The 22,359-nt window shown below is 64.2% G+C and carries 31 protein-coding genes; 17 read left to right on the top strand and 14 right to left on the bottom strand.

Annotated features, from left to right (window positions below; all coding sequences use genetic code 11):
* Positions 1 to 52: 52 nt before the first annotated feature.
* The 10 genes from SSA01S_RS13615 to SSA01S_RS13580 form a co-directional block, all read right to left on the bottom strand.
* The gene (locus tag SSA01S_RS13615) at positions 53 to 1,345 is read right to left on the bottom strand and encodes a site-specific integrase (RefSeq protein WP_061780781.1); all 1,293 of its coding nucleotides are present in this window, start codon (positions 1,343 to 1,345) and stop codon (positions 53 to 55) included.
* Positions 1,342 to 1,614, bottom strand: coding sequence for a hypothetical protein (locus tag SSA01S_RS13610; protein ID WP_156477808.1), 273 nt, complete (start codon positions 1,612 to 1,614; stop codon positions 1,342 to 1,344). Before SSA01S_RS13610 ends, SSA01S_RS13615 begins: the two co-directional genes overlap by 4 nt.
* A gap of 56 nt (positions 1,615 to 1,670) precedes the next feature.
* Entirely contained in the window at positions 1,671 to 2,000 is a 330-nt protein-coding gene (locus SSA01S_RS19570) for a hypothetical protein (protein ID WP_156477807.1), read from the bottom strand.
* Positions 1,997 to 2,170 carry a hypothetical protein gene (locus SSA01S_RS19565; RefSeq protein WP_156477806.1) on the bottom strand — a complete coding sequence of 58 codons (174 nt, stop codon included), beginning with the start codon at positions 2,168 to 2,170 and terminating at the stop codon, positions 1,997 to 1,999. The genes SSA01S_RS19570 and SSA01S_RS19565 overlap by 4 nt, the downstream gene beginning before the upstream one ends.
* Positions 2,171 to 2,507: 337 nt before the next feature.
* Positions 2,508 to 3,452 (bottom strand): hypothetical protein, encoded by a 945-nt coding sequence (locus SSA01S_RS13605; protein ID WP_156477805.1) that lies wholly within the window; start codon positions 3,450 to 3,452, stop codon positions 2,508 to 2,510.
* 29 nt (positions 3,453 to 3,481) lie between these two features.
* A complete protein-coding gene (locus SSA01S_RS13600; RefSeq protein WP_061780778.1) occupies positions 3,482 to 4,327 on the bottom strand; it encodes a hypothetical protein in 846 nt (281 codons plus the stop codon).
* A complete protein-coding gene (locus SSA01S_RS13595) occupies positions 4,324 to 4,692 on the bottom strand; it encodes a hypothetical protein (protein ID WP_061780777.1) in 369 nt (122 codons plus the stop codon). Before SSA01S_RS13595 ends, SSA01S_RS13600 begins: the two co-directional genes overlap by 4 nt.
* A complete protein-coding gene (locus SSA01S_RS13590; RefSeq protein ID WP_061780776.1) occupies positions 4,692 to 5,138 on the bottom strand; it encodes a hypothetical protein in 447 nt (148 codons plus the stop codon). Before SSA01S_RS13590 ends, SSA01S_RS13595 begins: the two co-directional genes overlap by 1 nt.
* Positions 5,135 to 5,776 carry a hypothetical protein gene (locus tag SSA01S_RS13585; RefSeq protein ID WP_061780775.1) on the bottom strand — a complete coding sequence of 214 codons (642 nt, stop codon included), beginning with the start codon at positions 5,774 to 5,776 and terminating at the stop codon, positions 5,135 to 5,137. Before SSA01S_RS13585 ends, SSA01S_RS13590 begins: the two co-directional genes overlap by 4 nt.
* A 96-nt stretch (positions 5,777 to 5,872) precedes the next feature.
* Positions 5,873 to 6,235: a hypothetical protein gene (locus tag SSA01S_RS13580; protein ID WP_061780774.1), complete on the bottom strand. Its 363-nt coding sequence runs from the start codon at positions 6,233 to 6,235 to the stop codon at positions 5,873 to 5,875.
* A gap of 146 nt (positions 6,236 to 6,381) precedes the next feature.
* On the opposite strand from SSA01S_RS13580, the gene SSA01S_RS13575 reads away from it, so the two are divergent.
* Complete coding sequence (locus SSA01S_RS13575; protein ID WP_061780773.1) at positions 6,382 to 6,792, top strand: hypothetical protein; 411 nt, start codon at positions 6,382 to 6,384, stop codon at positions 6,790 to 6,792.
* 1 nt (position 6,793) lies between these two features.
* Here SSA01S_RS13575 and SSA01S_RS13570 read toward each other — a convergent pair whose 3' ends face one another.
* Positions 6,794 to 7,135, bottom strand: a complete 342-nt coding sequence (locus SSA01S_RS13570) for a helix-turn-helix domain-containing protein (protein ID WP_217996060.1) — start codon at positions 7,133 to 7,135, stop codon at positions 6,794 to 6,796.
* A 108-nt stretch (positions 7,136 to 7,243) separates the two neighbouring features.
* On the opposite strand from SSA01S_RS13570, the gene SSA01S_RS13565 reads away from it, so the two are divergent.
* The 5 genes from SSA01S_RS13565 to SSA01S_RS13545 all read left to right on the top strand — a co-directional run bounded on the left by SSA01S_RS13565 (position 7,244) and on the right by SSA01S_RS13545 (position 11,681).
* The gene (locus tag SSA01S_RS13565; protein ID WP_061780771.1) at positions 7,244 to 7,498 is read left to right on the top strand and encodes a helix-turn-helix domain-containing protein; all 255 of its coding nucleotides are present in this window, start codon (positions 7,244 to 7,246) and stop codon (positions 7,496 to 7,498) included.
* Positions 7,499 to 7,743: 245 nt separating this feature from the next.
* Entirely contained in the window at positions 7,744 to 9,111 is a 1,368-nt protein-coding gene (locus tag SSA01S_RS13560; RefSeq protein WP_167348924.1) for a DUF7146 domain-containing protein, read from the top strand.
* A gap of 160 nt (positions 9,112 to 9,271) precedes the next feature.
* Entirely contained in the window at positions 9,272 to 9,502 is a 231-nt protein-coding gene (locus SSA01S_RS13555; protein WP_061780769.1) for a hypothetical protein, read from the top strand.
* Complete coding sequence (locus tag SSA01S_RS13550; protein WP_156477804.1) at positions 9,499 to 9,735, top strand: hypothetical protein; 237 nt, start codon at positions 9,499 to 9,501, stop codon at positions 9,733 to 9,735. The genes SSA01S_RS13555 and SSA01S_RS13550 overlap by 4 nt, the downstream gene beginning before the upstream one ends.
* Positions 9,732 to 11,681 carry a hypothetical protein gene (locus SSA01S_RS13545; protein ID WP_061780767.1) on the top strand — a complete coding sequence of 650 codons (1,950 nt, stop codon included), beginning with the start codon at positions 9,732 to 9,734 and terminating at the stop codon, positions 11,679 to 11,681. Before SSA01S_RS13550 ends, SSA01S_RS13545 begins: the two co-directional genes overlap by 4 nt.
* A 31-nt stretch (positions 11,682 to 11,712) precedes the next feature.
* Here the strand turns inward: SSA01S_RS13545 and SSA01S_RS13540 are convergent, their stop codons facing one another.
* From SSA01S_RS13540 to SSA01S_RS19560, 3 genes are read right to left on the bottom strand one after another with little or no spacing between them, the layout of a single operon-like run.
* Entirely contained in the window at positions 11,713 to 12,195 is a 483-nt protein-coding gene (locus tag SSA01S_RS13540; protein WP_061780766.1) for a hypothetical protein, read from the bottom strand.
* Position 12,196: 1 nt separating this feature from the next.
* Positions 12,197 to 12,724 (bottom strand): hypothetical protein, encoded by a 528-nt coding sequence (locus SSA01S_RS13535; protein WP_061780765.1) that lies wholly within the window; start codon positions 12,722 to 12,724, stop codon positions 12,197 to 12,199.
* A complete protein-coding gene (locus SSA01S_RS19560; RefSeq protein ID WP_156477803.1) occupies positions 12,721 to 12,858 on the bottom strand; it encodes a hypothetical protein in 138 nt (45 codons plus the stop codon). Before SSA01S_RS19560 ends, SSA01S_RS13535 begins: the two co-directional genes overlap by 4 nt.
* Positions 12,859 to 13,492: 634 nt before the next feature.
* Between SSA01S_RS19560 and SSA01S_RS13530 the strand changes: the two genes are divergently transcribed.
* The 11 genes from SSA01S_RS13530 to SSA01S_RS13480 all read left to right on the top strand — a co-directional run bounded on the left by SSA01S_RS13530 (position 13,493) and on the right by SSA01S_RS13480 (position 22,358).
* Positions 13,493 to 14,089, top strand: a complete 597-nt coding sequence (locus SSA01S_RS13530; RefSeq protein WP_061780764.1) for a hypothetical protein — start codon at positions 13,493 to 13,495, stop codon at positions 14,087 to 14,089.
* 331 nt (positions 14,090 to 14,420) lie between these two features.
* Entirely contained in the window at positions 14,421 to 16,013 is a 1,593-nt protein-coding gene (locus SSA01S_RS13525; RefSeq protein ID WP_156477802.1) for a terminase large subunit domain-containing protein, read from the top strand.
* The gene (locus tag SSA01S_RS13520; protein ID WP_061780762.1) at positions 16,010 to 16,243 is read left to right on the top strand and encodes a hypothetical protein; all 234 of its coding nucleotides are present in this window, start codon (positions 16,010 to 16,012) and stop codon (positions 16,241 to 16,243) included. The genes SSA01S_RS13525 and SSA01S_RS13520 overlap by 4 nt, the downstream gene beginning before the upstream one ends.
* 50 nt (positions 16,244 to 16,293) lie before the next feature.
* Positions 16,294 to 16,965, top strand: coding sequence for a hypothetical protein (locus tag SSA01S_RS13515; protein ID WP_156477801.1), 672 nt, complete (start codon positions 16,294 to 16,296; stop codon positions 16,963 to 16,965).
* A gap of 13 nt (positions 16,966 to 16,978) precedes the next feature.
* Positions 16,979 to 17,332, top strand: coding sequence for a hypothetical protein (locus SSA01S_RS13510; protein ID WP_061780760.1), 354 nt, complete (start codon positions 16,979 to 16,981; stop codon positions 17,330 to 17,332).
* A 14-nt stretch (positions 17,333 to 17,346) separates the two neighbouring features.
* Positions 17,347 to 19,047 carry a portal protein gene (locus SSA01S_RS13505; protein WP_061780759.1) on the top strand — a complete coding sequence of 567 codons (1,701 nt, stop codon included), beginning with the start codon at positions 17,347 to 17,349 and terminating at the stop codon, positions 19,045 to 19,047.
* Between the two features lie 38 nt (positions 19,048 to 19,085).
* Positions 19,086 to 19,352, top strand: coding sequence for a Bbp19 family protein (locus tag SSA01S_RS13500; protein ID WP_156477800.1), 267 nt, complete (start codon positions 19,086 to 19,088; stop codon positions 19,350 to 19,352).
* Positions 19,339 to 20,316, top strand: coding sequence for a hypothetical protein (locus tag SSA01S_RS13495; protein ID WP_156477799.1), 978 nt, complete (start codon positions 19,339 to 19,341; stop codon positions 20,314 to 20,316). Before SSA01S_RS13500 ends, SSA01S_RS13495 begins: the two co-directional genes overlap by 14 nt.
* Positions 20,317 to 20,621: 305 nt before the next feature.
* A complete protein-coding gene (locus tag SSA01S_RS13490; RefSeq protein WP_272867560.1) occupies positions 20,622 to 21,560 on the top strand; it encodes a phage capsid protein in 939 nt (312 codons plus the stop codon).
* Between the two features lie 76 nt (positions 21,561 to 21,636).
* Positions 21,637 to 22,098: a hypothetical protein gene (locus tag SSA01S_RS13485; RefSeq protein ID WP_061780755.1), complete on the top strand. Its 462-nt coding sequence runs from the start codon at positions 21,637 to 21,639 to the stop codon at positions 22,096 to 22,098.
* A gap of 65 nt (positions 22,099 to 22,163) precedes the next feature.
* Entirely contained in the window at positions 22,164 to 22,358 is a 195-nt protein-coding gene (locus tag SSA01S_RS13480) for a hypothetical protein (RefSeq protein ID WP_167348923.1), read from the top strand.
* The last annotated feature ends 1 nt before the right edge of the window (position 22,359 follow it).

Genomic DNA, 22,359 nt, shown 5'->3' with positions numbered 1-22,359 from the left:
CGCAAGTACCTGAAAACTAGGGTAAAACGGGTCGGAAATTTCCGGCCCGTTTTCACGTTCCGACGTTTCCGATATCGGAATTCCGACTTTCTTTGGAACGCACCGGGATTCGCGCGACGATGCTCTGCGCAGCGGCGGCCTCGGTGCGGGGCATATACACTTCCAAAATCTTCTTGATCGTGGCTTGGGTGTGCCCGCTGATCGATCCGATCTGATAATCATTGAGCCCGAGCTGGCCGAGGTTCACGATGCAGGTTCTGCGCAGGTCGCGGAATTGCAGTGCCTCCAGCCGCTCCGCCAGATCGATATTTCCGTCCATGATCGCCACCGCCGAAGCGGCGCGGCGGATGTCGAGGAACGTGTGGATGAAGTCGCTCTGGCCCCAGCATGTGCCGGAGCTTTCCTTGACGATGACATGTTGCGCCTGGACGACGCCGCGCGCCAATGCCGCCGCGCGGTTGGCCGCGATCGTCGCTTCGATCCGATCGCGCAATGCGCCCTCAATGGGCACGCCGACCCACATGTTCGTCTTATGCTGTCTCACATAGACGCCCATCACCTTGCCCGCGTCGGGGCCGTGATCGGATTTGAGGGCATCGTATAGCCGGTGGTCGTGCCCGAGCTGGCGCAAGCTGATTTCGCGCCAGCGCGACCGCTCCAGCGTGATCACGTCTTCTTCGCGCTGGCCGGTATAGGCCGCGATCTCGACGGCGAGGTCGATCGATGACGCACCCATGCTGATCGCGGCTTCGGCAAACGCCTCCAGCGCATCAATTTCCCAAATCTGGTGGCGCGGCGCTGGCATCGCCAGGCCAAATTCCTGGGCTGGATTGGGAATGCCGAGCGACTGCTCCTTGATCCACCAGTTCAGGACCTTGCGCAGCGTGGTCAACAGATGGAAGGCGGGCGCGTGGCCTGGGCCATTCAGCGTGGCGTGTTCCATCATCGCGTCACGGAGAGCCTTCACGCGGGGCCGCGTGATCCATGCCACCGGTTGGTCGCCAGCCCATGTCTCAAGGCGATTCAGCGGGGTCTTGTCGACCTCCTGCGTCTTTGGCGACATGGTGGGCACGACTTCACGCCGGTAGCAGGCCAGGACATAGCCGAACGTCGTCTTGCGGTTGTACGGCTGAACGTCCTTCGGCCGTGCGCCACCCTCTTTCCAACTGCCGACATCCTCGTTCCGCGCCCGCGCGTCGCGGATCGCGGCCGATAGGTCGGCCGGGAGGGTCATCGTCTTCCAGCCTGCCTTGCGCTGGGCCGGGCTGGGCTCCCAATAGTAGCGGAGGCCACCGGCGGTGTTCTTCTGGGTCAGGCCCGGAATGTTTTCGCGGCCGATCTTCATTTTGCCTGCTCGTCGCGAATGCCGGTGATGACCAAGCCGATGGCATGGCGACGGCGCTCCAGCACCTCGCGGGTGTCCTGCAACAGGCTGTCGCTGACATGCCCGTCACCGGCCATCTTCTTATACAAATTGCGCGGGCTCATGTTCAGGGCTTTGGCCAGCGCCTCGCTACCGACGGCGTCGCCTGCCGCGCGCATGATCGCGGCGCGCTTGTCGCCCGGTTCGGGCATGGCCCGCTTGCGAGCCGTTGCTTCTAGAGGGTTTGTCATGTCGTCCTTTCTGACGTTGGCTCCGTCCCTCGACAGAGCGTGAAGTGAATCTGCGCCTATGATTTCGAGTGGTCAACGCTTTTGCGTGTGGCTTGGAAGGCACCGCGCACTGCCCTGATCCATTTTCTGATATTTGCGCCAGGGCTTGTGTCGAATGGATCGAAGAATTGGCCAGCGAAATCGATGACTGCAATGTCGTCCAGCTCATGCCCCGCATCGCCCGCGCGGCTGTCGAGGGCGGCAAAAGCGATCATGGCGCGGGTTATGTGATCGCAACTGCACAGGTTGGTGCGCGGGCCGAGGTCTAGACGCAATTCACACGTCTCAGCGTGCGGTGTCGCGTCCAATACAGCCTCCGCCGCCTTGCGCACAGCATCCGTCATCATGCCACGCCTCCCATTTCATTGTGGACACGGGCCATCACCTGACCCGCGCGATAGGACGGGCTGTGGTTTGCCCAGCCATCGACACGTCCGCGCTTGGCATCCATCATCCCTATTGCGAACGCGTAATTTTGCGCCTCGCGCGCAGCATCCGGCGTCTGTCGGGTGGTCATGCTGCACCTCGCTTCCAAGTGTAGCGATCCCCGTGCCGGGCTGATGCATACCCCTGATCTTGTGCGCACCGATTGGTGCAGAAGAACCCTTGGTTTAGATAGCTCTCGCCATCCCAGGCGCTGAATGCGCGGACATAACCTTGACCGTCCCGCTGCGCCGATATGACGAACGGGAGATTGGTATGGCGGCGGCAATCAGCGATTGAGCGAAGGTCTTCGCGTACCCGAGCTCGATGGTCAGAACCGTTCGGATTAGACGGTGGACTGACCTGCACATAGTCCATGCGGCGTGGCACGCGGCGTCCGCACACGATGCACGCTTTAAAGGGTGCCCGGCTCATGCCTTCCCCCCATCGCTGGCGGGGGTGGCGGGGGTGGCGAGAGCCAAGAACCCATGGATGGCGTCCTCAATGATCGCCTTGGTCCAGTCGTTCGGCGTGAAGTCGCCATCGTCACCACGGAACTCATAGTCGGCGACAAAAGCCGCGACCTTGTGATCTAGCCCCTCCCCCTGGCGGATCGCGTCTGCGGAGAGGGTGGTCGAAGCCCCGTAGTGCGCGAGCATCATGCAGAAGTTCGCCACGTCAACGGGATCGCCCTTGGCGATATGTTCGTGGAGTAGCGTGCGGAGGTAGTCAGTGCTACACTGGCTGGGATCGTCCCAGCCGCCACGGCCTTTCGCGCGGGCCGAAGCAAGCTTTGCCTTCATCAGCGCTGCGAACCGGTCGACCGCAATGTCGTCGCTATGGGCGACTGCGGAGAGGGTGGAGAGGGCGTCGGTGGCGAGCTTGCCGCAATCAGCGTCCAGCGCATTGCGAGCCTCGTCGCCTTCCTTGTGCACCATCCGAACTCGGCTGACCTGATCGCGATACCATTCGAGCGCCTTGACCAGTGCGCCCACCGTGCTGGCGTGCTGACCGGCGCGTAGGCCCTGATTGAAAGCACGTGCCCACGCCACCTCCGAAGCATCCGCTTCTGCCATGATCTCGCCATCCGACATGGCCGTGATCCGCTCGACCTCAGCGTCCACCGCCTCCCGATCCATCGCGGGCGGGGCGGCGCGGTTGGAAAGCAAGGCTGCGGCTTCGCGCAGGACCGCCTTGTCCGACAGGGTCAGCGGGCCGCCATCTTCAATGATGCGATCCAGCCGCCATGAAAGCGCTTCCCCATCCGTGGCTACGCGGCCGATTGCGTCGACGGGGTCGCCATCCACGAACGGTTCCCTGCTCCACTTGCGAATGAATTGACCGTCGACTGACCAGCGGACGTAAATCCGGGTCATCTTCGTGCTTTCGGGTATTTGATCCGCGCTCATGTCGCTTTTCTCTTTAAATAGGGGGAGTGTTGCCGGGCCATCATGTCGAGCCACCGGAACAGGGGCTCGAGCTGCCCGACGCGGGCATTGGCCAGCGGGTCGGCGCTGACGCCCGCCGTGATGTACTGATCGACGACGGCCCAGGCGGTCTGGGCCAGCTTGGGCATGTCAACGGCGCGCACTAGATCCCATGGCGGGGTGCCGTCGCGCAGGCCGCGCAGCAGGGTGACGATCACCTGCCAATGGTTGCGCCAGCGAGCGGCAATGGCGGCGGGGATGCCGCCCTCGGCCGACGCCGATCGCCAGGCGGGGGCACGGTTCAGCATCTCGCGCTCGGCGACATGGGCCAGGCGGGTCAGGTCGAACCGATCGCCGTGTTCATCGAACGCGAACAGGTGCATCCAGTAGCGCCAGTGCACCGCGTCGAGCCGGGCCAGCTTGCGGGCGGCGACATCGGCCGTCAGCGGGTTGGCCGGGCTGGCGATCCATTTGGGATAGGCATTGCGTCTGGTCGCCAGCTCGCGGCGCAGCTCGCGGACGCGGGCTTCCCAATCGAAGGTGTAGGGGGCTGGATCGATGGTGTAGCCGTGGCCATCGCGGCGGGCCCGGGCGGCTTCGTGGCGGTGGTGGTCGGCGATGATCGCACGCCAGACGCCGATATGATGCTCGGCATCCTCGCGCTTCATCATCGACCGCTCGATATGGCCGGGATAGACGCGAAGGCGCTTTTCCAGTTCCTCGTCCAGCTCGATCAGCATTTCATGGGTGTCGACCAGATGCGGCGCGATGGCGGTCCCGGCCGAGCGGATCGCGAAGTCGTCGGTGAGCGGCTGGCGGCTCATGCGGCCATCTCGTCACGCAGGGCGATGGCAAGGAGCCGCATGCGCACGCTGGTGTAGGCGCGCCCGAGCGTGCGCGCGATCGCCTTATAGGTCAGCCCCTGCGCTTCCAGCGCCAAAAGCTGCTCGTCTTCGGCCTGGGTGAAAGCGCGTTGCACCCGGCCGGTAGGACCGATCAGTGTGCGGGGCTCGGTCGGAGCGGTGGTGCGCCGCTGGTTGGGCGACACGACGCCATGCTTGAGGCACTGGTAATGGATGGCGCCAGCCGTCACTCCCAGCTTCTTGGCTATCGTAGGACAACTGCGGCCCGCCTCGCGCATTTCCAGCGCGGTTTGAATCGCGTCGTCATCGAGAACAGGCCGGGCCATCAGAACGGCACGTCCTCGTCGATGTCGATCGCGATCGCCGCGGCAAAAGACGGGCCCGCCCGTCGAACCGCGTCGGCGATAAACTCCATGGTATCGAGTTCGCGGATGCGGTTGCGGTCGATCAGGCGAAGCGTCGTTTGGTAGATCAGGTGGCTATTGCCGCAGTTCCATCGATCCGCTTCGGCACGCTGCGGGGCCGTCGACGGGGTCGGATTGACCCATTCCGCTTCTTCCTCGGGCAGGATGAAGCGCATCGGCGTGCCGTTGACCTTGACGATGCAGCCGGGGATGAGGTCGTCATGCGTGGCGCTGGTGAAATAGTCACCGGACCAGCCAGTCATGGTCACGCTGATCCGGCCCTTGGGGCAGTGATCGACCGTGATCCGGTCACCGACCTGCAGCACCTCGCGTGCCCGCTGCGCGGCGATGTAGGCGAGCTGGCTCATGCGATCGGGAAGTCCACGAAGCCCGGCCGGGCGGCGCGATCGGGCAGGAAGAGGGTCGGGTGGAATTCGAGCTGTTGGCAGGGCGCGTCTTCGGTCGCGTAGACCCATTTGTCACCGATCCAGCACGCGGCCGCGCAGTTGCCTTTGTCGTCGCGAACAAGCCAACTGCGGGTGTCCGCCGACCCGGCCGGAAAATCGGCCGCCTCGATGGGGCGGAACAGGGCGGGCGGCTCCGTCCCGCTGGCGAGCGGGCGCGTATCCGCAACGGCTTTTTGTTGTTCGGCCCGATCGATATTGTCGATCGCGGCCCAGATGAGCGCCGCAGCTTTGACCAGGTTCCGCCGCGCATCGCGGCAGTGCCAGTGCGTCGGTGACCAGGGCCATTCGGCGGGACACTCATGCGGATCGTAACCGAGCGAGCCGTCCACCTGGTCATGGGCGGTATCGGCGTAGCAGGTGGCCGCGCCGATCAGTTCGTCGGGCGTCTCGTAACGCTCGTCAGACTCCGGCGTGTAGCCATGCTTGTCGATCTGCTCGATGCGCTCGGCGATGATGTCGCGAAGTGCGTCGGCCAGCAGAATTTTTGCGGAGGCGTCGGAAATGGCGTCCGAACAGCGCGGCATAAACAGGGCGGTCATCGGCTTATCTCTCGTCGAGGCGAAGGAGGCTGTCCGCGATCACGCCGACGGCCGTGAGGCCCGCGCCCGCGAAGACAAGGAATTGCAGAAAGGTCGTCATGAGCGCCCCCCGTTGACGAGGCTGAGGCCAAGACGCTGCGCGCGGTCATCCATCGTGCGCTCGCCCTGGACGCGACGGCTACGTTCTTCGGCCGCCGTCACGTTCGGCGTCTGGCGATCGTCGAACCAATGGTCGACGGCGGCCATGTTCCAGCGGCTTTTGGGCTTAAGAGTGTCGGTCAGCTCGCCACCCGACAGGATCGGCAGCGGGGCGGGAAAACCCTTCGTTGCGATCAGGCGGTCAAGGAAATTGATCTGCCAGCGCTGGGTCCGTGCGATGCCGCTCTCGGCCGTCTGGCCGAACCGCTGGCACACCTCATCCAGACTGTACGTAAATGCCTGGGGCTTCATCATGCCCATAAGCGCCTCCAATATTGGCCTGAAATGCCGAATATCAGATATGCTTATATTATGTCTATAGCTTATAAAATGGGTATTGGGATTTTGCCTCTTGAGGCGATCACGGTCCCCGTCCACCCCTGTATCCCTCTGGCAGGGAGGCGGATTTGCAGGGCGAACGGCATCGTGGGGCAGAGGTCGGCGGGACGATCGTCGCGCTGATTATCGCTCCGATCGTCTTGGCGGTGGTGGCGATCGTGGTGGGGTTCGTTTTCACGGTGACGCACGTCATCTTCACGGTGATTCGTCCCGAAGTGATCGGGTTTTTCGGGGCGTGCCTCGGCGGCGCGCTCGGGGTGACAGCTGCGCGATCGGCGTGCGACGCCGTCCTTCGCCACTATGCACCGCGCGTCGTTTTCGTCGAGGTGGTGCTGCTGTGTCTGGTCGGACTGGTGGGGGAGCTGTTCTATCTGCCGCTGGAATGGGCCAGAGCCGCGCCAGTGGCGCAGCTCGTGGTCATCATGATGTCGGCATATGGCCTATTCTGGACCGTGCGGGTGGGAGAGCCCGCACGTTGAATTAGGCGACCGAGCGACGCGCCGGTTGGGCGGGCATCGGTAAGGGTTCGGCGACGCGGCGGATCATCTCGCGCTGCGCGCTGCCTGCGGCGCGGAACATGGCGATCAATTCGCGTTCTTCGTCGTCGAGGCGGTCGGGATTATCGGCCTGGGTCAGGAGGTCGGCCGGGGTACATTCGAGGATGCGAGACAGGGCCCGCATCCGTGCGATGTCCAGCGTCGTGCCGTCCGCGTTCTCAATCTGACTGATCAGAGGCTGCGACACGCCACTCCGCTCCGCCAGTTGAGACTGGCTGAGGCCTGCTGCTTTGCGCAGTTCACGAAGGCGGTTGCCCGAAAACATGGCGATGACATATGACATCTGCTTATATTCTGCCCCGCCGAATTGGTTATGGCAATTGACAAAATATAAGCTATCGCAATATCCACGTTTCCAAGAGGAGACAGGCGGATGCCTTTGCGACTGGTGGACTGGCGGAAGAAGAAGGGACTCACGCAAGGTCAGCTGGCCGACGCGATCGACGTTTCCCAGTCCTATATCAGTCAGATCGAGCGATCGAAAAACCCGGTAGTCCCAAACCCGGCGGTGATGGAGCGGATCTACCGTTTCACGGCTGGCGAGGTCGAGCCAAACAGTTTTTACGACATGCCGCGCTGGCGGCGGATGCTCGACGCTGCGCTGGCGGCGCTTGCGCGTGCGGCGTGAGGGGAAGGCAAGGATGCAGGCCGACATTCTGTTCTCCATATCGTCTGTTCTTGTTATGTTCTCTTGCCGTAGATTAATCCAACAAAATAAGCAGGGTCGGCCGTTTCTGTGCCGCCTCGCGCGGTCCTGACCCATGATCGGGGGGACCAACCACTTTCACGGATCGTCGGCGACCACTCCCCGCCGACGGTATGGGCGCGCGCTGCAATGCCGCCCGCACCTGTGCCCGCCGCGCCCGTACTCCCATGCTTGACGCGGCGGGCACCTTTGAACGCGGACTGGAGGACGGCCTTGCCGAATATGAGCGCGATATCCTCGCCCATTGGGACGCGGGTCAGTCGATCGACGCCATTTGTGCGGCGACCGGCAGGCCGAAAAGTACGGTCCGGCTTGTCACCAAGCTGTATGATGACCGCCCCGAAATGGGCTGCGACCTGGTCGCGACCAACGACCGCCATGTCGCCGCGATCGCGCGGCTGCGGGCGCGCATGAACGGCCCGACCATGAGCGTCGACGAAATCGTCGACATGCTGACCGACCGGATCGAGTCGCTGGTAAAGGACCTGCTGCCCAACGCCTATGAAGAGGGCAACGAGATGTGTGTCGGCAATCTGGCTGGTGATCCCGGCCAGTCGCTGCGCATCCATGTCGGTAGCGGCGCGCGGCGTGGCTGGTGGAAGGATTTCCTAGCGCCAACCGGCACGCGCGAAGGTGGCAACCCGCTCTGGCTGATCGCCGAAGTGTTGTTCGCGGGCGATGTGAAGCAGGCGGTGCAATGGGCGAAGGGCTGGCTTCACATCGACGACAGCGATCCGGCCAGGCTGCAACAGTTCCGGCTCGAATCCCAAGGGCGGCGCGCGGAACGCGATGCCCAGGCCGAAGCGGATGCGGCGAAGAAGACGAAGAACGCGCAGCGCCGCTATCATCAGGCGCAGCCGCTGCGCATCGGCGATCCCGTCCATCACTATCTGTCGGCCGGGCGAGCAATCGACTTCGATGCGCTCGGGCGGTTTCCCGGCGCGATCCGCTATCATGAAGCGCTGCAATATGGTTGGCCCGCCCAGGGCGAGGCCCCGCTGCTGCTGCCCGCGATGGTCGCCATGATCACCAGCCTCGCGGGCCAGCACATCGCGACGCATCGCACCTGGCTGGATGTCGCGCGGAACCGCAAGGCGGGCGGCGATCTGCTAGGCTTCAACCGGCGGGGCGAGCCCAATGACCCGAAAAAGGTCATGGGCACCTATCTGGGCGGGCATATTCCCGTCTGGAAGGGCGCACATAGCTGTCCGCTCCGCGACATTCCGGCCGGGACCGATGTCTATGCGTCGGAGGGCGTCGAGGACGGCCTTACCGTCGCATCGGCCGACCCGTCGCTGCGCGTGATCGCGATGATCGCGCTGGGCAACCTGATGGCGCTGGAGCTGCCGCCGCAAATGGGTCGGCTCATCATCCTCAAACAGAATGATCCGCCCGGAAGCGAGGCCGATCAGATGCTGATGCGCGGTGTCACGGCGCAGCGCGCGCGCGGGCGCAAGGTGCTGTTCTGCCCGGCTCCGCGCGGCGTCAAGGATATCAACGAATTGGCGCAGATCGCGCAGCGGGAGGGTATGTGATGGAACAGGGCTATGGCTGTCAGTGTGGCGCGTATCGCGCCACCCATGCCGCGCTTCAACAGATGCCGCCCGGCAAGTCCGACCAGTTTTGGCAAAATGCCCGGCGGTGCGAGACATGTTTTCGTGATGCGCGTGCTGCATCGGCCGGGGCCGTGCGCTCATGAATCGGCTGGCCTTTCGTCGCCGGCTCCGTCGCGAACTGCGCGGTTTGGAGCTGGGCTATAGTGTTTCCGATTTCGATGCCTACTCGGCGCGGCTCAGGCGCGAAATCATCGCGGAATTCGAAGCCTTGCGCCTCCGTCCAGCGGTTGCGGCCTCTAGGCGGGAACTGCGCATCGATCTGAACCAGGCCCCCTCTGAGATGGAAACGCGGTGGAGCGGCAAATCGTGAAAGGATCGCTGTATTTCGATTGGGTGATCGGCGACGGTATTTCGATCGTTCTCAGCGCTGGGGGCCGGACGCTGGATGCGATGCACCTGTCGGCCGACGAGGCGCGGCGTCTCGCAAGGCGGCTTAGCCAATGGCAGGACTATAAGGACGCGCGGGGGCAGAGCCGCCCATGTCGCCAGCCGCCCAACCGCATGACCGTCGCGCATGTCGACGTTCGGGACGATCGGCAGTGAGCGCGCACCTGCAACCCGTCCGTGAGGCGCTGTCCAACCTGGTCGAACCGCCCATCGATGCGCCACCCGTCGACGACTATGAGGCCGCGAACGATGGCGGCGGCGATGACGAGCGATTCGGCCGCCCGCCGCGCCTGATGCCGGAGGGCTGTCCGGTTGTGCCGGTCGGCACCGAAGACGGCGTGTTCTATTTCCTGACGGCGCTAGGCGAGCTGCGCGGGCTGACGTGCGACAAGGTTGCCAACAAGCACATCGTCGGCATGTTCGCGCCCGATAGCGGTTATCTGATGGACGAATGGCCCCGCAAGAAAATGGTCAAGTCCAAGGGGCCGGACGGCGAGGACGTCGAAGAGTGGATCGTTACCGGCTGGCGTAACGACGATGTCGCCATGCTGCTGATGGACGTGGCGGCCGCCAAGGGCGTGTGGAACCCGCGCGAGAAGGTGCGGGGGCGCGGCGCGTGGATCGACGATCGCGGCGGCCTGATCCTGCATTGTGGCAATCATGTCCTGATCGGCGGGCGCTGGCACAAGCCGGGCGAGCATGACGGGCGGGTCTATCCGACCATGCCCGCCATTCCCCGGCCCGGTGCGGGCGGACCGGTCACGGGCGAGGCGCTGGCGCCCAACCTCGTCGGCTCGCTGCGCGCGCGCGGGATCGAGATCCCGTCGGATGCGTCACCCGGCGTCGTGCTGCTGGAGCTGTACAAGACGTGGAATTGGGCCCGGCCGATGATCGACCCCATGCTGCTGATCGGCTGGGACGGCGCGGCAATGCTGGGCGGGGCGCTCGACTATCGGCCACTGGCGTGGCTGACCGGCGACAAGGCGACCGGCAAGTCGGCGTTGCAGAAGGTCAAGGGCTGGCTGTTCGACGGCGGTATCCTGCAATCGCCGGATGCGTCGGAAGCGGGTGTGCGCCAGGTGCTGGGGCAACAGTCCTTGCCGGTCGCGATCGACGAGGCGGAAGCCGATCAGGACAACCGCAAGATACTCGCGCTGGTCAAGCTGGCGCGCCTCGCGGCCAGCTCGCAAGGCAATATCGTACGCGGCGGTCAGGATCACACCGGGCATGAGTTTCAGGCGACGAGCTGCTTCCTGTTCTCGTCCATCCTGGTGCCGCCGATGCCGCCGCAGGATCGGAGCCGCCTTGCGATGCTCGAGCTGGGGGAGCTGCCCGCCGGTAGCCGCGAGCCGCGCATGGACAAAGGCGAAATCAACGCGCTCGGCGGGTGGCTGCGGCGACGGCTTGCCGATCGCTGGCACCTCTGGGCCGCGACGCTGGAGCGCTATACCGACGCGCTGATCGATCACGGCGGGCAGGGCGGCCGTGCGGCCGACCAGTTCGGCACGCTGCTGGCGGCCGCGCACATCCTGTTGGACGACGACATGCCGGACGACGAGGCGCTGTTGCAATGGGGAAGCCTGTTGTCGAAGGAGCGGCTGGGCGAGACGGCGGAGGCGCAGAGCGAAAGCGAAATGTGCGTGGCGCATATGGCCAGCTCGCTTGTCCAGCTCGCGCGGAGCGGCACGCCGCGGTTGATTTCGGATTGGCTGCTACAGGCGACCGAGCCGGTCCTAGGCGGCGATGTCGACGAATCGGCGCGCGGCCGGGTCCGTGAGGCCGCCGATGCGCTTGCCAAGGTCGGCATGCGGATCGTGACGGGCAAGGCGAATATGGTGGTGTCGGAAGGTGCGCCAAAGCCCACGCCCGGCCGGGACTATCTGGCGGTGGCGATCACGCATCAGGGCCTGTCGCGCGTGTTCGAAAATTCGCGGTGGAAAGAGGGCGTGTGGTCGCAGGCGCTCAAGCGTATGAAGGGGGCCAGCTGGGGCAATACGCAGCGGATCGGCGGGTCGCCTGCGAAGTGCACGCTGGTGCCGGTGGACCAGATCATCCAGCGGGACGACGTGGTCGTGCCGGTGCGGGAGGCGGAGGAGGTTTAGGCCCGCCAAGCGCGGGCCTAGGCACGAGCTATTAGAACAGGCTCGGCTGCTGACCGGCCGCGAACAGCGGCAGGGCGCTGGCGTCCATCTGCGGGGCGATCGACCGGAGCTGGCTTGCGGCCTTCAACCCGGTCAATTGACGATCGCGTTCCGCCTTCATCCGCGCCAGACCATGCCGGTTGCGATTCTCGGTGGTCGGTGGGTCGAACGTCTTGGGAGCGGTGGCCTTTACGGCGGCCATGATCCGGGGGCCGGTGTTGATCGCCCCAAGGTCACTGAACAGGTCGCGCAACACGTTTACGCGGTGGGCGTCGAGGCCGTCAGGCGAGCAGCCCATGATGCGCTGAACGAAGCGCCTCCAGATAACATCCTGTTTGCGATGCCACTGCACGTCTTCCAGGCCGCGGCGGGGCAGGCCCGCGTCGGTGATATCAATCCGCGTGACGGCAAAGGCGGCCGCCACGGCGGGGTTATTCGCTTCCAGCGCGGCAATGGTGGGGGAGGGTGGCAGCATGTCAGCGGCCCTCCCCGTGAAAGGTGGTGCCGCTGATTTCCTCGAAGAAGACCCACACGGGCGCTCGGGCGGGATCAATCGTCGCATAGCAGCCGCTTTCACCGACATGGGTGATGATGCCTTCGCCATGGACGCGGGAGACGATGGCGTCACCGATGCGCAGCCGGTCGATACCCATAACCCGGCGGGCGTGGCGGCTGGCGCCAGCGTGGCGGTACAGGGCCGCGACCTCTCCGGCAGAGCGATGGAAGCCGAGAGCCGTCAACATGGCGCGCTCTACCGCGATGACGTGCGCGTCGTAGTTGACCAGGTCGACCGCCAAGCCGCGTACGATGGCCTCGCGGCGCGCGATCGGCATCCAGTCCTCGTCGGGGATGCCGACATAGTCGCCGTCCACCCGGCGGATGGTGTCGCCATATTGGAGCATCCGTTGACCGGCATAGGTCAGCAGGACTTCGCCTTGGGTGGTGCTGAACCGCTTGCGCTCGATGCCGACCAGCGCGGGGTCGAAGGGCCGGGCGGCGCTCACTTCAGAATCTCTGCACATTCGAGCAGCTCGACCAGCTTGCGGGCCCAATCGGCCGCGTCCTGATCTTTTCCGCACTGCTTGTAGGCGATGGCTTTGGCGAGGGCCGTGGCAACGGCAGACCGGTCGATACCCATCTCGTAAGTCCTTTCTGACTGTCCGCCCGTCCAGTAACAGGCGAGTGCAGATAATCTGCACTATTAAAACGGATGTCAAGCACCTTTGTTGCGCCCGAACAAACAAATTCGCGCGACAGCGTTCGTCGCCGGAGGCGACGGGCGCGGTGCGTCGCGCGTCCACTCGCCATTCCCTCCGCGTCGATCCTGCAACCCGTTCCCGCCGCCTCCAACCCTGTCCATCAATATACCGCTTGCGCCCCGACCCCGTTGGGATGCAGATAGTGCGGCAGGGCCGGTTGAGCTGGTCGTTACGCCACGGGTTGGGGGGTGGTAACGGCGATCCGTAACGCTCCCGGTAACATCTAAGTCATTGATAAATAGACGGAAAAGTTGCGTGTTACCGCGTAACCGGCTTCGCGCGCGTGTGTTATACGCATACGCGCGCGGGCACATGCGCGTATAAAGAGAGGGAGATACAGGTAACGACGTAACAACATATAAAAGTCGCTGTTTTCTAGTATCTTGGGCGTTACCGTTTGCCGTTACCGCCCGGCCGGTCGATCGGTAACGCGGTAACATCGCGACCATGGTTTGGACCGGCGCGCGCCATCTGCTGTAGATGCTCTGCCTCTGATCGAGGGGCGGTGCGCCAGTGGCGGACGAAACGAATAAAATAGGTGGCGGATATGCGGACGGCGCGGCCGGTCTGGCGTCCGCTGTCGCGTCGGCGGTCGATGAGGCCGGGCCGATGCTGTTCGCGGACCCGCACCAGGTGGAGCTCGCCCTGGGCGACGGTCCGCGCGACGGGCACAACATCCGTACGGCGGTCGACGAAGTCCGGCGGCGCGGCGTCGGTCGCCCGCGCGGCGCGACGAACAAGCGGACCGGCAAGATGCGGGATTACCTCGCGTCGCGGTATCGCCACCCGCTCGAAACGCTGGCCGAGATGCAGGCCCAGACGCCGGAGCTTCTAGCCGCCCAGCTCTGCTGCACGAAGTTGGAGGCGGCGGCGCTGATCAAGTCGGCGGCGGCCGAACTGGCCCCGTACATGGAAAGCAAGATGCCTGTCGCCGTCACCGGCAATCTGGACGGGCACATGACGCTGATCATGCAGGCCGGGCCCGCGCCGATCGACGGCGGGACAATCATTCCGGCCAATTCGGTGGGCCCGGCGCTGTCCTATGTGCTCGATCAAGAAACGCAGGAAAACCAACGGCTTAGCCTGTCGCGTGATGAGGTGTCGGAATGACGTCGTCGGAACGCCTAGCGCAAACCCGCAGAAAACCGCCATTTATGGGCGTTGTGCGTCAGCTTTCGCAGCTTCGCGCACGGGTGCCGGTGGTGGTCGGCCAGCGGTGCGATCGGTCGGTCAGCCGCGCCGCGACCACCCCCCCCGGTGGCACGCGCCGGACCCCCCCGGCCCCCCCCAAGCGCGCGCGCGTCGGAAATCTCTCCCCCGCGCGCGGGGTGTTTAAAAATTCTGGGCGAGTTTCGCCCTCGATCATCTTGATCGCGGATACGGGTCGCGAACCTCTCACCGGTTTTACGGGGTCGGGGGAGTGAGTGGCGATCTTACCCGCTTGATGCGGCCGGTTGGTCCGGTTGCAGGGAAGTTCGGGCTTGATCCCGCCTTCCTCGCCTTCATCATGGGACCGGTTGGAGGTGGCAAGACCACCGAGTGCATCGCCAAAGCGATCCGCATCGGATTGAACCAGCACGCGGTTTGGGACCCCGCCCGCGAATGCCGCGTCAAGAAATGTCGCGGCGCTGTCGTGCGCGATACCTACCCTAACCTCGATCGCACGGTAATCAAGTCATGGCAGCAGTGGTTCCCCAAGAAGCTGGGGCGCTGGTCAGGCGATGCGCCGCGCACCCATAGCTTCACGCTGGACATAGGGGTTCGCGGCGATCCCGACTTCCATCAGCTCGACATGGAGGTCATTTTCACCGCGATCGGCGACAACAGCGTCGAGGACGTGCTGCGCGGCCTGGAGTTGACCTGGCTGTGGCTGAACGAGGCCGACCTGTTGCCGTTCTCAATTATCGAGTTGGGCGTCGGCCGTGTCGGCCGGTATCCGGGCATGACCGACGGCGGTTGCGCTTTCGCCCAGATATTCGGCGACTTCAACGCGCCAGAAGAGGACAATTGGACGTACGATCTGTGCGTCGACAAAAATATCGACCCTGAGCTGGCGGACGTTTTAGCGGCAGAAAGTGGCGGAAAACAGCCACTTTTGGCCTTTCACCAGCAGCCCGGCGGGCTGGATGATAATGCAGAAAATCTGCACAACCTTCCCGGTGGCCGTGCCTACTACCTGAAACAGGCCGCATTGCTGCGCAAGTCGCCCGACAAGAAGCGGCGGATGATCGACAACCTGTTCGGGCCGGTTCGCTCGGGCACGGTGGTGTTCCCCGAATTTATCGACGACATCAGCGTCAATCCGACCGCGCCGCGCGGCCACGTCCGCGAGTTCGAGGTGGTTCGCGGTCTGCCAGCGCTGATCTTCGCCGATCAGGGTCTGATGGGCGCGGTCCTGTTCTCGCAGTTGTTGCCCAACATCGACCAGCTTCGGTTGTTCGACGAGATGGCGCGGATATTCGAAGACGATGCTGGCCACATCGAGGTCAGCCAGATCGGCGGTGAGGCATTTGGCCGCGAGGTCGCGGGGCGGATGGCGACACGGTATCCGGGGTTGGAGATCGGCCTGGCGTGTTGCGACCCGGCCGGGGCGGCGGGCGAAGATGCAATCAACCACCGGAGCTGGCGACAGGACTTCCAGAAGGGGCTTGGCGTCCACGTCAAGAAAGTCGCGGTTCCCGGTAACGCCATCGCGCCGCGCCTCAAAGCCGTACGCAACCGGTTGACGACGTTTGTCGGCACGGAGCCGAAGCTGCTGGTCCATCCGCGCTGCAAGATGACCCGCAAGGGGTTCAATTCGAAATATGTCTATCGCCGGGTCGCCGTCGGTGGGGTCGATGGCGGGCGGTTCGATAGCAAGCCGGTCAAGGTCCAGGGCTTCGGCGATCTGATGGACGCCAACCAGTATGGCTGTTTCGAGCTGGAAAAGGGCCTGAAAATGGCGGGCGGGAACGGCGCTGGCGGGAGCGGGCGCGGCGGTCGTCGCGAAGTCCGCAACGAGAGTGATTATCCCATGCATGGAGGGCAGGCATGAATCTGGTCGGGAAAGTCATCACCGCGCCGCTCAAGGCAATAGGCCTGATTCCCAAAACACCAAAACTGCCCGCGCCGGTGCCGACGCCCACGCGCGATGACGCGCGCGAGGCCGTGGCGATGGACGACGCGCTGCGTCGGCGTCGTGGCGGAGCAGCCGATATCGTGACGGGGCGGGCGGGCGCGGAAGCGTCGGCCGGGTCGGTCGGCAAAGAAACGCTGGGTAGCTGAAGGAGGAATTTATGGGTGGTGAAAGTGACCAGGCAAAGGCGCTGACGGCCATGACGCTGGAGCGCGACAACGCGGTGTCAGCCTTGACTGCAATGTCAACCGAACGGGACAACGCGACCATCGCGCTGGAGGCGATGACGGCAGAGCGGGATACCGCTGCATCGGCTTTGACGGCCGAGCAGGCCGCGACGGCCCAGGCGAAGGCGGACCTGCAGGACAGTCAATCGGTCCTCGAAACGGTGCGGGGCGAACTAGATACGGCGCTGTCGTCGCTTGAATCGGAGCGCAAGCAGCGGACCGATCTTGCGGTCGAGCTGGGCCGGGTCCAGTCCGATCTCGTCACTGCCAAGCGCAAGGCGAGCGTCACCCAGAAGGCGAAGCCTTCGGCGCTGCGCGATGTGGTCGAACAGGACGGCGTCGACGACAAGCAGGCGCTTCTCGAGACGCTGCGCAGCGGCCTGCACGATGTCGTTTTCTCGGACGGGGCGCGCGAAATCCCATCGCTGGCGCCGATCTCGGTCGGGCCGGAAGCCTGGCAACTAATCGGTCGCGGCGTGCTGCTGCGTGAGCCGGTCACCATTCTGCCCGATCGGGCCATCCAGCTCGGTGGATTCGGGCTGTTCGATGCCGAGGGCAAGCAAATCGCATGGTGCGCCATGGCGCAGCCGGTGACGATCGCGGCCGGTCAGCCGATGCGCCTCGATCGCCAGATCGTTTTTTAAAGGAGGGACGGACATGCGGATGATGGGTCTAATGCTTGCGGGGGTTTCGGTGCTCGCGCTGTCGGCGTGTGCCACAGGGGCGGCGGAGCATGGACTGGCGGTCAAGGCCGGTGCGGCCGTTGACAGGGCAGAACAGCATTACGCCTCGGTCGCGGCGGTCGCAGACGATGTCCTGCCGCTGCTTCCCAAGCGCGAGGCGGATCACTTGCGCGCCTTTCGGGGAATGATCGAGCAGGTGCTTCTCGCGGCTCGCATGGCGACGACCATCGGCGAGCGAGTGGCGCTTTTGCGTAAGGCGGAGGCGGCGACGGCCGAGCTGGAGCAGGCGAATAGCGTCCTGTCCCTACCGCCCCCCGATCCCGGCTGATCTGCGGTGATGGGATGAGTGATGCGGGTCCGGCGCTTGCCAGGCCCGCCAACGGCAAGGGGCTGGCGGTGAGCGATTTCGGAACGGACAGCGAGGTTAAAGAACATCTGGATCGCCACGCGCGCATGAAAAGCGAGCGGGCGCAGAAGGAATCGCTGTGGCGGGATATCGACGAGCGTGTCGACCCGCAAACCGAAGGCGGTTTCTACAAGGGGACCCGTTCACGCGCTGGCCTCGACAATTTCGATCAGACGGCGGTGATCGGCCTCAAGCGCTACACCGCCGCGATCATGGGCCTGACGGTGCCGCGCAATCAGCGGTGGCACGGCATCCAGACGCCCAACAAGGATTTGAACCGGCTCGCCAGCGTCCAGCGCTGGTGCGAACATGCCGCCGACCAGCTTTTTGCGTGTCGCTATGCGTCCTGGACCGGCTTCGGGATGCAGATGGCGGCCGATGTGAGGGGCGGCGGCAAATATGGCACGGCAGTCCTGCTGGTCGATGAATGGATCGGTCGCGGCCTGTATTACCGGCACCTCCATATGGCGGAATGCTATATCGACGAGGATCATCGCGGCCGGGTGGATACCGTGCACCGCGAATATGAGCTGACGGTCCGACAGGCGGTGCAGAAGTTTGGTCTGGATGCGCTGACCGACAAAATGCGAGAATGTTGGGCGGACGATAATCGCGCCAAGCAGGATCAGAAATTCCAGTTCGTCCATATCGTTCGGCCGAACGATCGGCATGAACCGGGCAATCCCGGCGTGCCCGGCAAGCCGATCGCCAGCCTGCATATCGCTCTGGACGAAAAGCAGATCGTCGCGCGCCGCGGATATCGCACGATGCCGCTGATTACCGGCCGGGTCGACGTCGGGGCCAAATATCCCCAGTCCCCAGCGGCGACGGTCATCGGATCGATCGCGACAGCGAACGAGATTGCCAAGACGATGCTGCGCACGACGCATAAAGCGTGCGATCCGGCGCTGGCGTTCTATGACGATGGCGACATTTCGAAGCTGGTCACGCGGCCGGGCGGGATGAATCCCGGTCTGGTCGACGAATTCGGACGGTTGCTGATCGCCCCGGTGCCAGGTGGTGGTGCGCCCGCCTATGCGATGGAGATGCAGGAGCGCGAGCGCGCGGTCATCAAGTCGGCATTTCTGGAAGAGTTGTTCCAGATCCTGACCAATCCCAGCGATCGCATGACCGCGACCCAAGTGCTGGAGATGGTGCAGAAGCAAGGCGTTCTGGTCGGGCCGTTCGCGGAGCAGCATGAGACGGAGAAGCTGGGCCCGCAGATCGAACGGGAATTGGATATTCTGATGGCGGCCGGGCAGATCGACCCGATGCCGCCGGAGATGATCGAGGCGCGGATGACGCCGATCGCGGTCTATCAGAACCCACTCGCTCGCATGTCGCGCGCGGAGGAAGCAGCGGGCTTCACGCGCTGGATGGAAATCATCGTCCAGGCGGCGTCGGTCGACAAGAGCGTGACCGATCATATCAATTTCGATCGGGCGATCCCCGGCGTCGCAGATGTCCTGTCGGTGCGGCCGAGCTGGCGCAACAGCCCGGACGAAGTCGCGGCCAAGCGTCAGGCGCGCGAAGAAGCGGATGCCATGGCCCAGATGGGCGGCGTCGCGCCAGCGGTGGCCGGGGCGGCACTCGACTTGAGCCGCGCCAACCAGATCGCGTCCGGGGCGGGTGTATGAACCCGTCGCCGAATATGGTCGAGCGGGCCTATCGAAACATGGCCCGCCAGATCGCATTGCTGCGGTCGCACCATTACAAACGGCTGTTTTTCGGCGCGGGCAAGATCATGTCGCGTGATGCGGAAATCGTGCTGGCCGACCTGCGTGACTTCACGCGGGCGGAGCAGGGGGCTTTCTCGCCCGATCCTTATGTCAACGCGCGCAATATTGGGCGGCGGGAAGTCTTCCTGCGGCTCACTCACCACTTGAACCTCGACGAGTCCGAGGTTCGCAAGCTGATGGAGATGGACAGTGGCTTATCGTAAAGGGATGATCTTCGCTCCGGTCGTAGTTCGCGCCGGTCTGCGCATGACCGCGTTGGAGCGCCGTTTGGGGCGGTTCATGCGCAGCGAAGAAGGGCATGGCGGGGAAGCCGGTGCTGGCGGTGGAGGCGAGGGCGGGGCCGGAGATGGCGGGGCCGGTTCGGGCGAACCGCAAGTATCGGCGGCATGGTACGGCGCGCTGTCGGCCGACAAGGTCGACGACAAGACGCCGTCCGATGCCGATTGGATGAAGAACAAGAATTTCACCGATCCGGCGGCCATGGTGAAATCCTATCGCTCGCTGGAAGCCCGGATCGGCAAGGGCGTCGAGGTGCCGGGCGAAGGTGCGACGGCGGAGCAGATCGCCACGTTCCGCAAGGCCATCGGCGTTCCCGAAAACGTCGATGGCTATGCCATGACCGTGCCGGAGGGCTGGGAGGCGGATATGGCGCTATTCGGTCCGCTGCGGGAGGTGGCGCTGGCGGCTGGAACCCCCGCAACCGCGTGGCAGGCGATGATCGACAAGGCGACTGCCAAGATCATGGACGATCATAACGCGCTGGTCGATACGCAGAACGCCGAACTGGCGGAATGGAAGCGGGAGGCGGGCGCGCAGGCCGATCAGAACCTGATCATCGCGCAGCGCGGGTTCGATGCGTTCGGCTTCTCCAAGGATGAAATTCAGGCGATGCAGACCTCGCTCGGCGCGGGCGGGACCAAGAAGATGATGGAGCTTGGCCTGAAAATCGGTCGTCTGTCCGGCGAGGATGGTTTCATTCAGGGTAAGCGCGATTTTGGTGTGTCGGCAGCCGATGCCCGGTCCGCCCTCCAGGCGTTCGAAAAGGACGGGGGGAAGGTCACCAAGCTGCGCGAAAAGGATCAGGCGACGATCGCCGAGCACAGCCGCCTGATCGAGATGGTTACCGCAGCCGAGGAAGCGGAGAAGCGGCAGCGGGATGCTGCCTAACGATTATTGCCATAGGTAATAAAATGGCCTCTTGAACCTTGACGCCACCCCCTCTCTCGCGGGAAGAGAATGTCAAGCAACGGGTCGATCCATCGGGGGCGTTACATAGTAACGTGGTGGTTCGGTCGGTATTCGGGGGATACTCTGAACCACCGCGTTGGTGCTGGGCAAGGTCGTTCTCCCAACGATCCCCGGCCCCCGGCGTGGATGCGCCCGTCGAGCGCGAACGTCGTCGCGTCAGAGGTGGCCCGGCAACTCCGACAAGCCCTTCGCAAACAGGTCCAACCTAGTTTTCGGAGGGCGCAATGGGCGTTTCTTCTATCCCGAACTCGTATTACACGAAGTTCTCCAGCAATATGCGTATGGCGCTCAATCAGCAGGGCGCGGTTCTTCTGCCCAAGGGCATGCGCCAGACCGGTTCTGGCGAAATGTACAAGCTCGACAACATCGTCGGCAACGGCAAGGTCAAGAAGCGGACGACGCGCAACGCCGATGTCAACTACGACGAAACGTCGCATGACGGCGTCTGGGTCGCCATGCCCGGCCAGGACTATGACGCCGATCTGGTCGATACGCTCGACAAGCTGGCCAGCGTCATCGAGCTGGAAGGGGCCTATACCAAGAAGCATTCCGGCACGATGCTGCGCGGCCAGGACGGCGCGTTCCTGGGCGGTTTCGACGGCAATGGCGGTTTCTACGGCACGATGCTGATGGGCAAGCGCGGCGAGGTCGCCGTGCCCTTCGCTAACGCCAATATCGTTCCCGTCACGACCGGCGCGGTCAGCCCGACCGGCATGAACATTTCGAAGGTGATCGAAGCGCGGACGTGTCTGGTCGCAGGTTACGTCGACCCCAATCAGCCCTTCTACATGGGCGTGACGGCCGACGAGGTGAAGGACCTGTTCCAGCAGGCGAACGTGACGAGCGAGGACTATCAGAAGGCGCATTCGATCCGCTTTTCGGCGGACGGCAAGAGCCTGCTGGGCATCATGGGCTTCGAGTTCGTCGAGATCGAGCTGAACAATCCCGATCTGCCCTATTACGACCTGACGCGCGACGCCAACGGCTATCAGAAGAACCCCTTCTGGTCGAAGGACGGCATGTGCGCGGTGTGGTGGCAGGAGACGCAGACGCACCTCGATATCCTGCCGCAGAAGCATCACGCGGTGCAGGTGCTGACCGACCAGGTCGTCACGTCGACGCGCACCGACAATGCGCGCTGCGGCTGCGTCCTCAACAACTGATCCGCTGTCTGGCCGCCCGATAAGGGCGGTCGGTGGTGACGTCATGCGCGCCGACTAGCGGCGCAGGAGACGAAATATGGCCAAGATTAATGCTTCCCCGATCGAGCCGCTGGCGGCCGGTCTTTCCGGCCCGCTGGTCCTGGGCGACGCGTCGCTGCGCAACGGCAAGCTGCATTGCGTCGTCAAGACGCTCGACCTGTCGGCCCAAGCCGTCATCAACGCGGGCGATACCATCGACTGGGGCGGCCTGCCCAAGGGTGCGGTCGTGATCGGTACGGCGTTCAACCCATCGGTATCGCTTGGTGCAGCGACGCTGGACCTCGGCCGACAGGTGGGATCGGTGCTGACAGCGGCGGCGTATCGTGCGGCGGCAACCTATCAGACGCCGGACGTACCCGCCTGGGGGCTGAAGGCGACCGCTTTCGGGCAGTTCCAGCCCGCCAACTGTCGCCTGGTGTCGACCGTCGCAGCGGCCTCGCTGCCGAACGCGGGCATCCTGACCCATGTGATCCTCTACACCACGCCGCACGGCGGGTGACGGGGCGCGTGCGGGCGGCGGCCACGGTCGCCCGCACGTTGTTCCGACGTGGCCTGGAAATCGACATGGCACAGTGGAAATTCACCGCGATCCGGGGCGGCGCGATCAAGGATGTCGCGATCAGTGTGGGTACGCCGATCGCCGGTTCCGACGCGCTGGAATTGAACATCGACCAGACCAAGATGACGAAGGCGGAAGCCGTCGCGCAGCTGGATAGTATCCGTGCGCGCCTTGTCGCGTCGAAGTGGCCTGCCCTCTGAC

This window comes from Sphingomonas sanguinis NBRC 13937 (assembly GCF_001591005.1).
Lineage (GTDB): Bacteria > Pseudomonadota > Alphaproteobacteria > Sphingomonadales > Sphingomonadaceae > Sphingomonas > Sphingomonas sanguinis.
The sequence above is the reverse complement of the archived record's forward strand: the minus strand, read 5'-3'. Positions and strand labels throughout refer to the sequence as shown.

Coding starts and splice junctions, on each gene's coding strand:
- SSA01S_RS13580 (WP_061780774.1), bottom strand. CDS start 6,235: ATGGGCATGATGAAGCCCCAGGCATTTACGTACAGTCTGGATGAGGTG.
- SSA01S_RS13615 (WP_061780781.1), bottom strand. CDS start 1,345: ATGAAGATCGGCCGCGAAAACATTCCGGGCCTGACCCAGAAGAACACC.
- SSA01S_RS13510 (WP_061780760.1), top strand. CDS start 16,979: ATGCGGATGATGGGTCTAATGCTTGCGGGGGTTTCGGTGCTCGCGCTG.
- SSA01S_RS13485 (WP_061780755.1), top strand. CDS start 21,637: ATGGCCAAGATTAATGCTTCCCCGATCGAGCCGCTGGCGGCCGGTCTT.
- SSA01S_RS13500 (WP_156477800.1), top strand. CDS start 19,086: ATGGCCCGCCAGATCGCATTGCTGCGGTCGCACCATTACAAACGGCTG.
- SSA01S_RS13565 (WP_061780771.1), top strand. CDS start 7,244: ATGCCTTTGCGACTGGTGGACTGGCGGAAGAAGAAGGGACTCACGCAA.
- SSA01S_RS13490 (WP_272867560.1), top strand. CDS start 20,622: ATGGGCGTTTCTTCTATCCCGAACTCGTATTACACGAAGTTCTCCAGC.
- SSA01S_RS13605 (WP_156477805.1), bottom strand. CDS start 3,452: ATGACCCGGATTTACGTCCGCTGGTCAGTCGACGGTCAATTCATTCGC.
- SSA01S_RS13610 (WP_156477808.1), bottom strand. CDS start 1,614: ATGACAAACCCTCTAGAAGCAACGGCTCGCAAGCGGGCCATGCCCGAA.
- SSA01S_RS13595 (WP_061780777.1), bottom strand. CDS start 4,692: ATGGCCCGGCCTGTTCTCGATGACGACGCGATTCAAACCGCGCTGGAA.
- SSA01S_RS13555 (WP_061780769.1), top strand. CDS start 9,272: ATGAATCGGCTGGCCTTTCGTCGCCGGCTCCGTCGCGAACTGCGCGGT.
- SSA01S_RS19565 (WP_156477806.1), bottom strand. CDS start 2,170: ATGACCACCCGACAGACGCCGGATGCTGCGCGCGAGGCGCAAAATTAC.
- SSA01S_RS13600 (WP_061780778.1), bottom strand. CDS start 4,327: ATGAGCCGCCAGCCGCTCACCGACGACTTCGCGATCCGCTCGGCCGGG.
- SSA01S_RS19570 (WP_156477807.1), bottom strand. CDS start 2,000: ATGATGACGGATGCTGTGCGCAAGGCGGCGGAGGCTGTATTGGACGCG.
- SSA01S_RS13515 (WP_156477801.1), top strand. CDS start 16,294: ATGACGCTGGAGCGCGACAACGCGGTGTCAGCCTTGACTGCAATGTCA.
- SSA01S_RS13520 (WP_061780762.1), top strand. CDS start 16,010: ATGAATCTGGTCGGGAAAGTCATCACCGCGCCGCTCAAGGCAATAGGC.
- SSA01S_RS13560 (WP_167348924.1), top strand. CDS start 7,744: ATGCTTGACGCGGCGGGCACCTTTGAACGCGGACTGGAGGACGGCCTT.
- SSA01S_RS13540 (WP_061780766.1), bottom strand. CDS start 12,195: ATGCTGCCACCCTCCCCCACCATTGCCGCGCTGGAAGCGAATAACCCC.
- SSA01S_RS13570 (WP_217996060.1), bottom strand. CDS start 7,135: ATGTTTTCGGGCAACCGCCTTCGTGAACTGCGCAAAGCAGCAGGCCTC.
- SSA01S_RS13590 (WP_061780776.1), bottom strand. CDS start 5,138: ATGAGCCAGCTCGCCTACATCGCCGCGCAGCGGGCACGCGAGGTGCTG.
- SSA01S_RS19560 (WP_156477803.1), bottom strand. CDS start 12,858: ATGGGTATCGACCGGTCTGCCGTTGCCACGGCCCTCGCCAAAGCCATC.
- SSA01S_RS13505 (WP_061780759.1), top strand. CDS start 17,347: ATGAGTGATGCGGGTCCGGCGCTTGCCAGGCCCGCCAACGGCAAGGGG.
- SSA01S_RS13585 (WP_061780775.1), bottom strand. CDS start 5,776: ATGACCGCCCTGTTTATGCCGCGCTGTTCGGACGCCATTTCCGACGCC.
- SSA01S_RS13480 (WP_167348923.1), top strand. CDS start 22,164: ATGGCACAGTGGAAATTCACCGCGATCCGGGGCGGCGCGATCAAGGAT.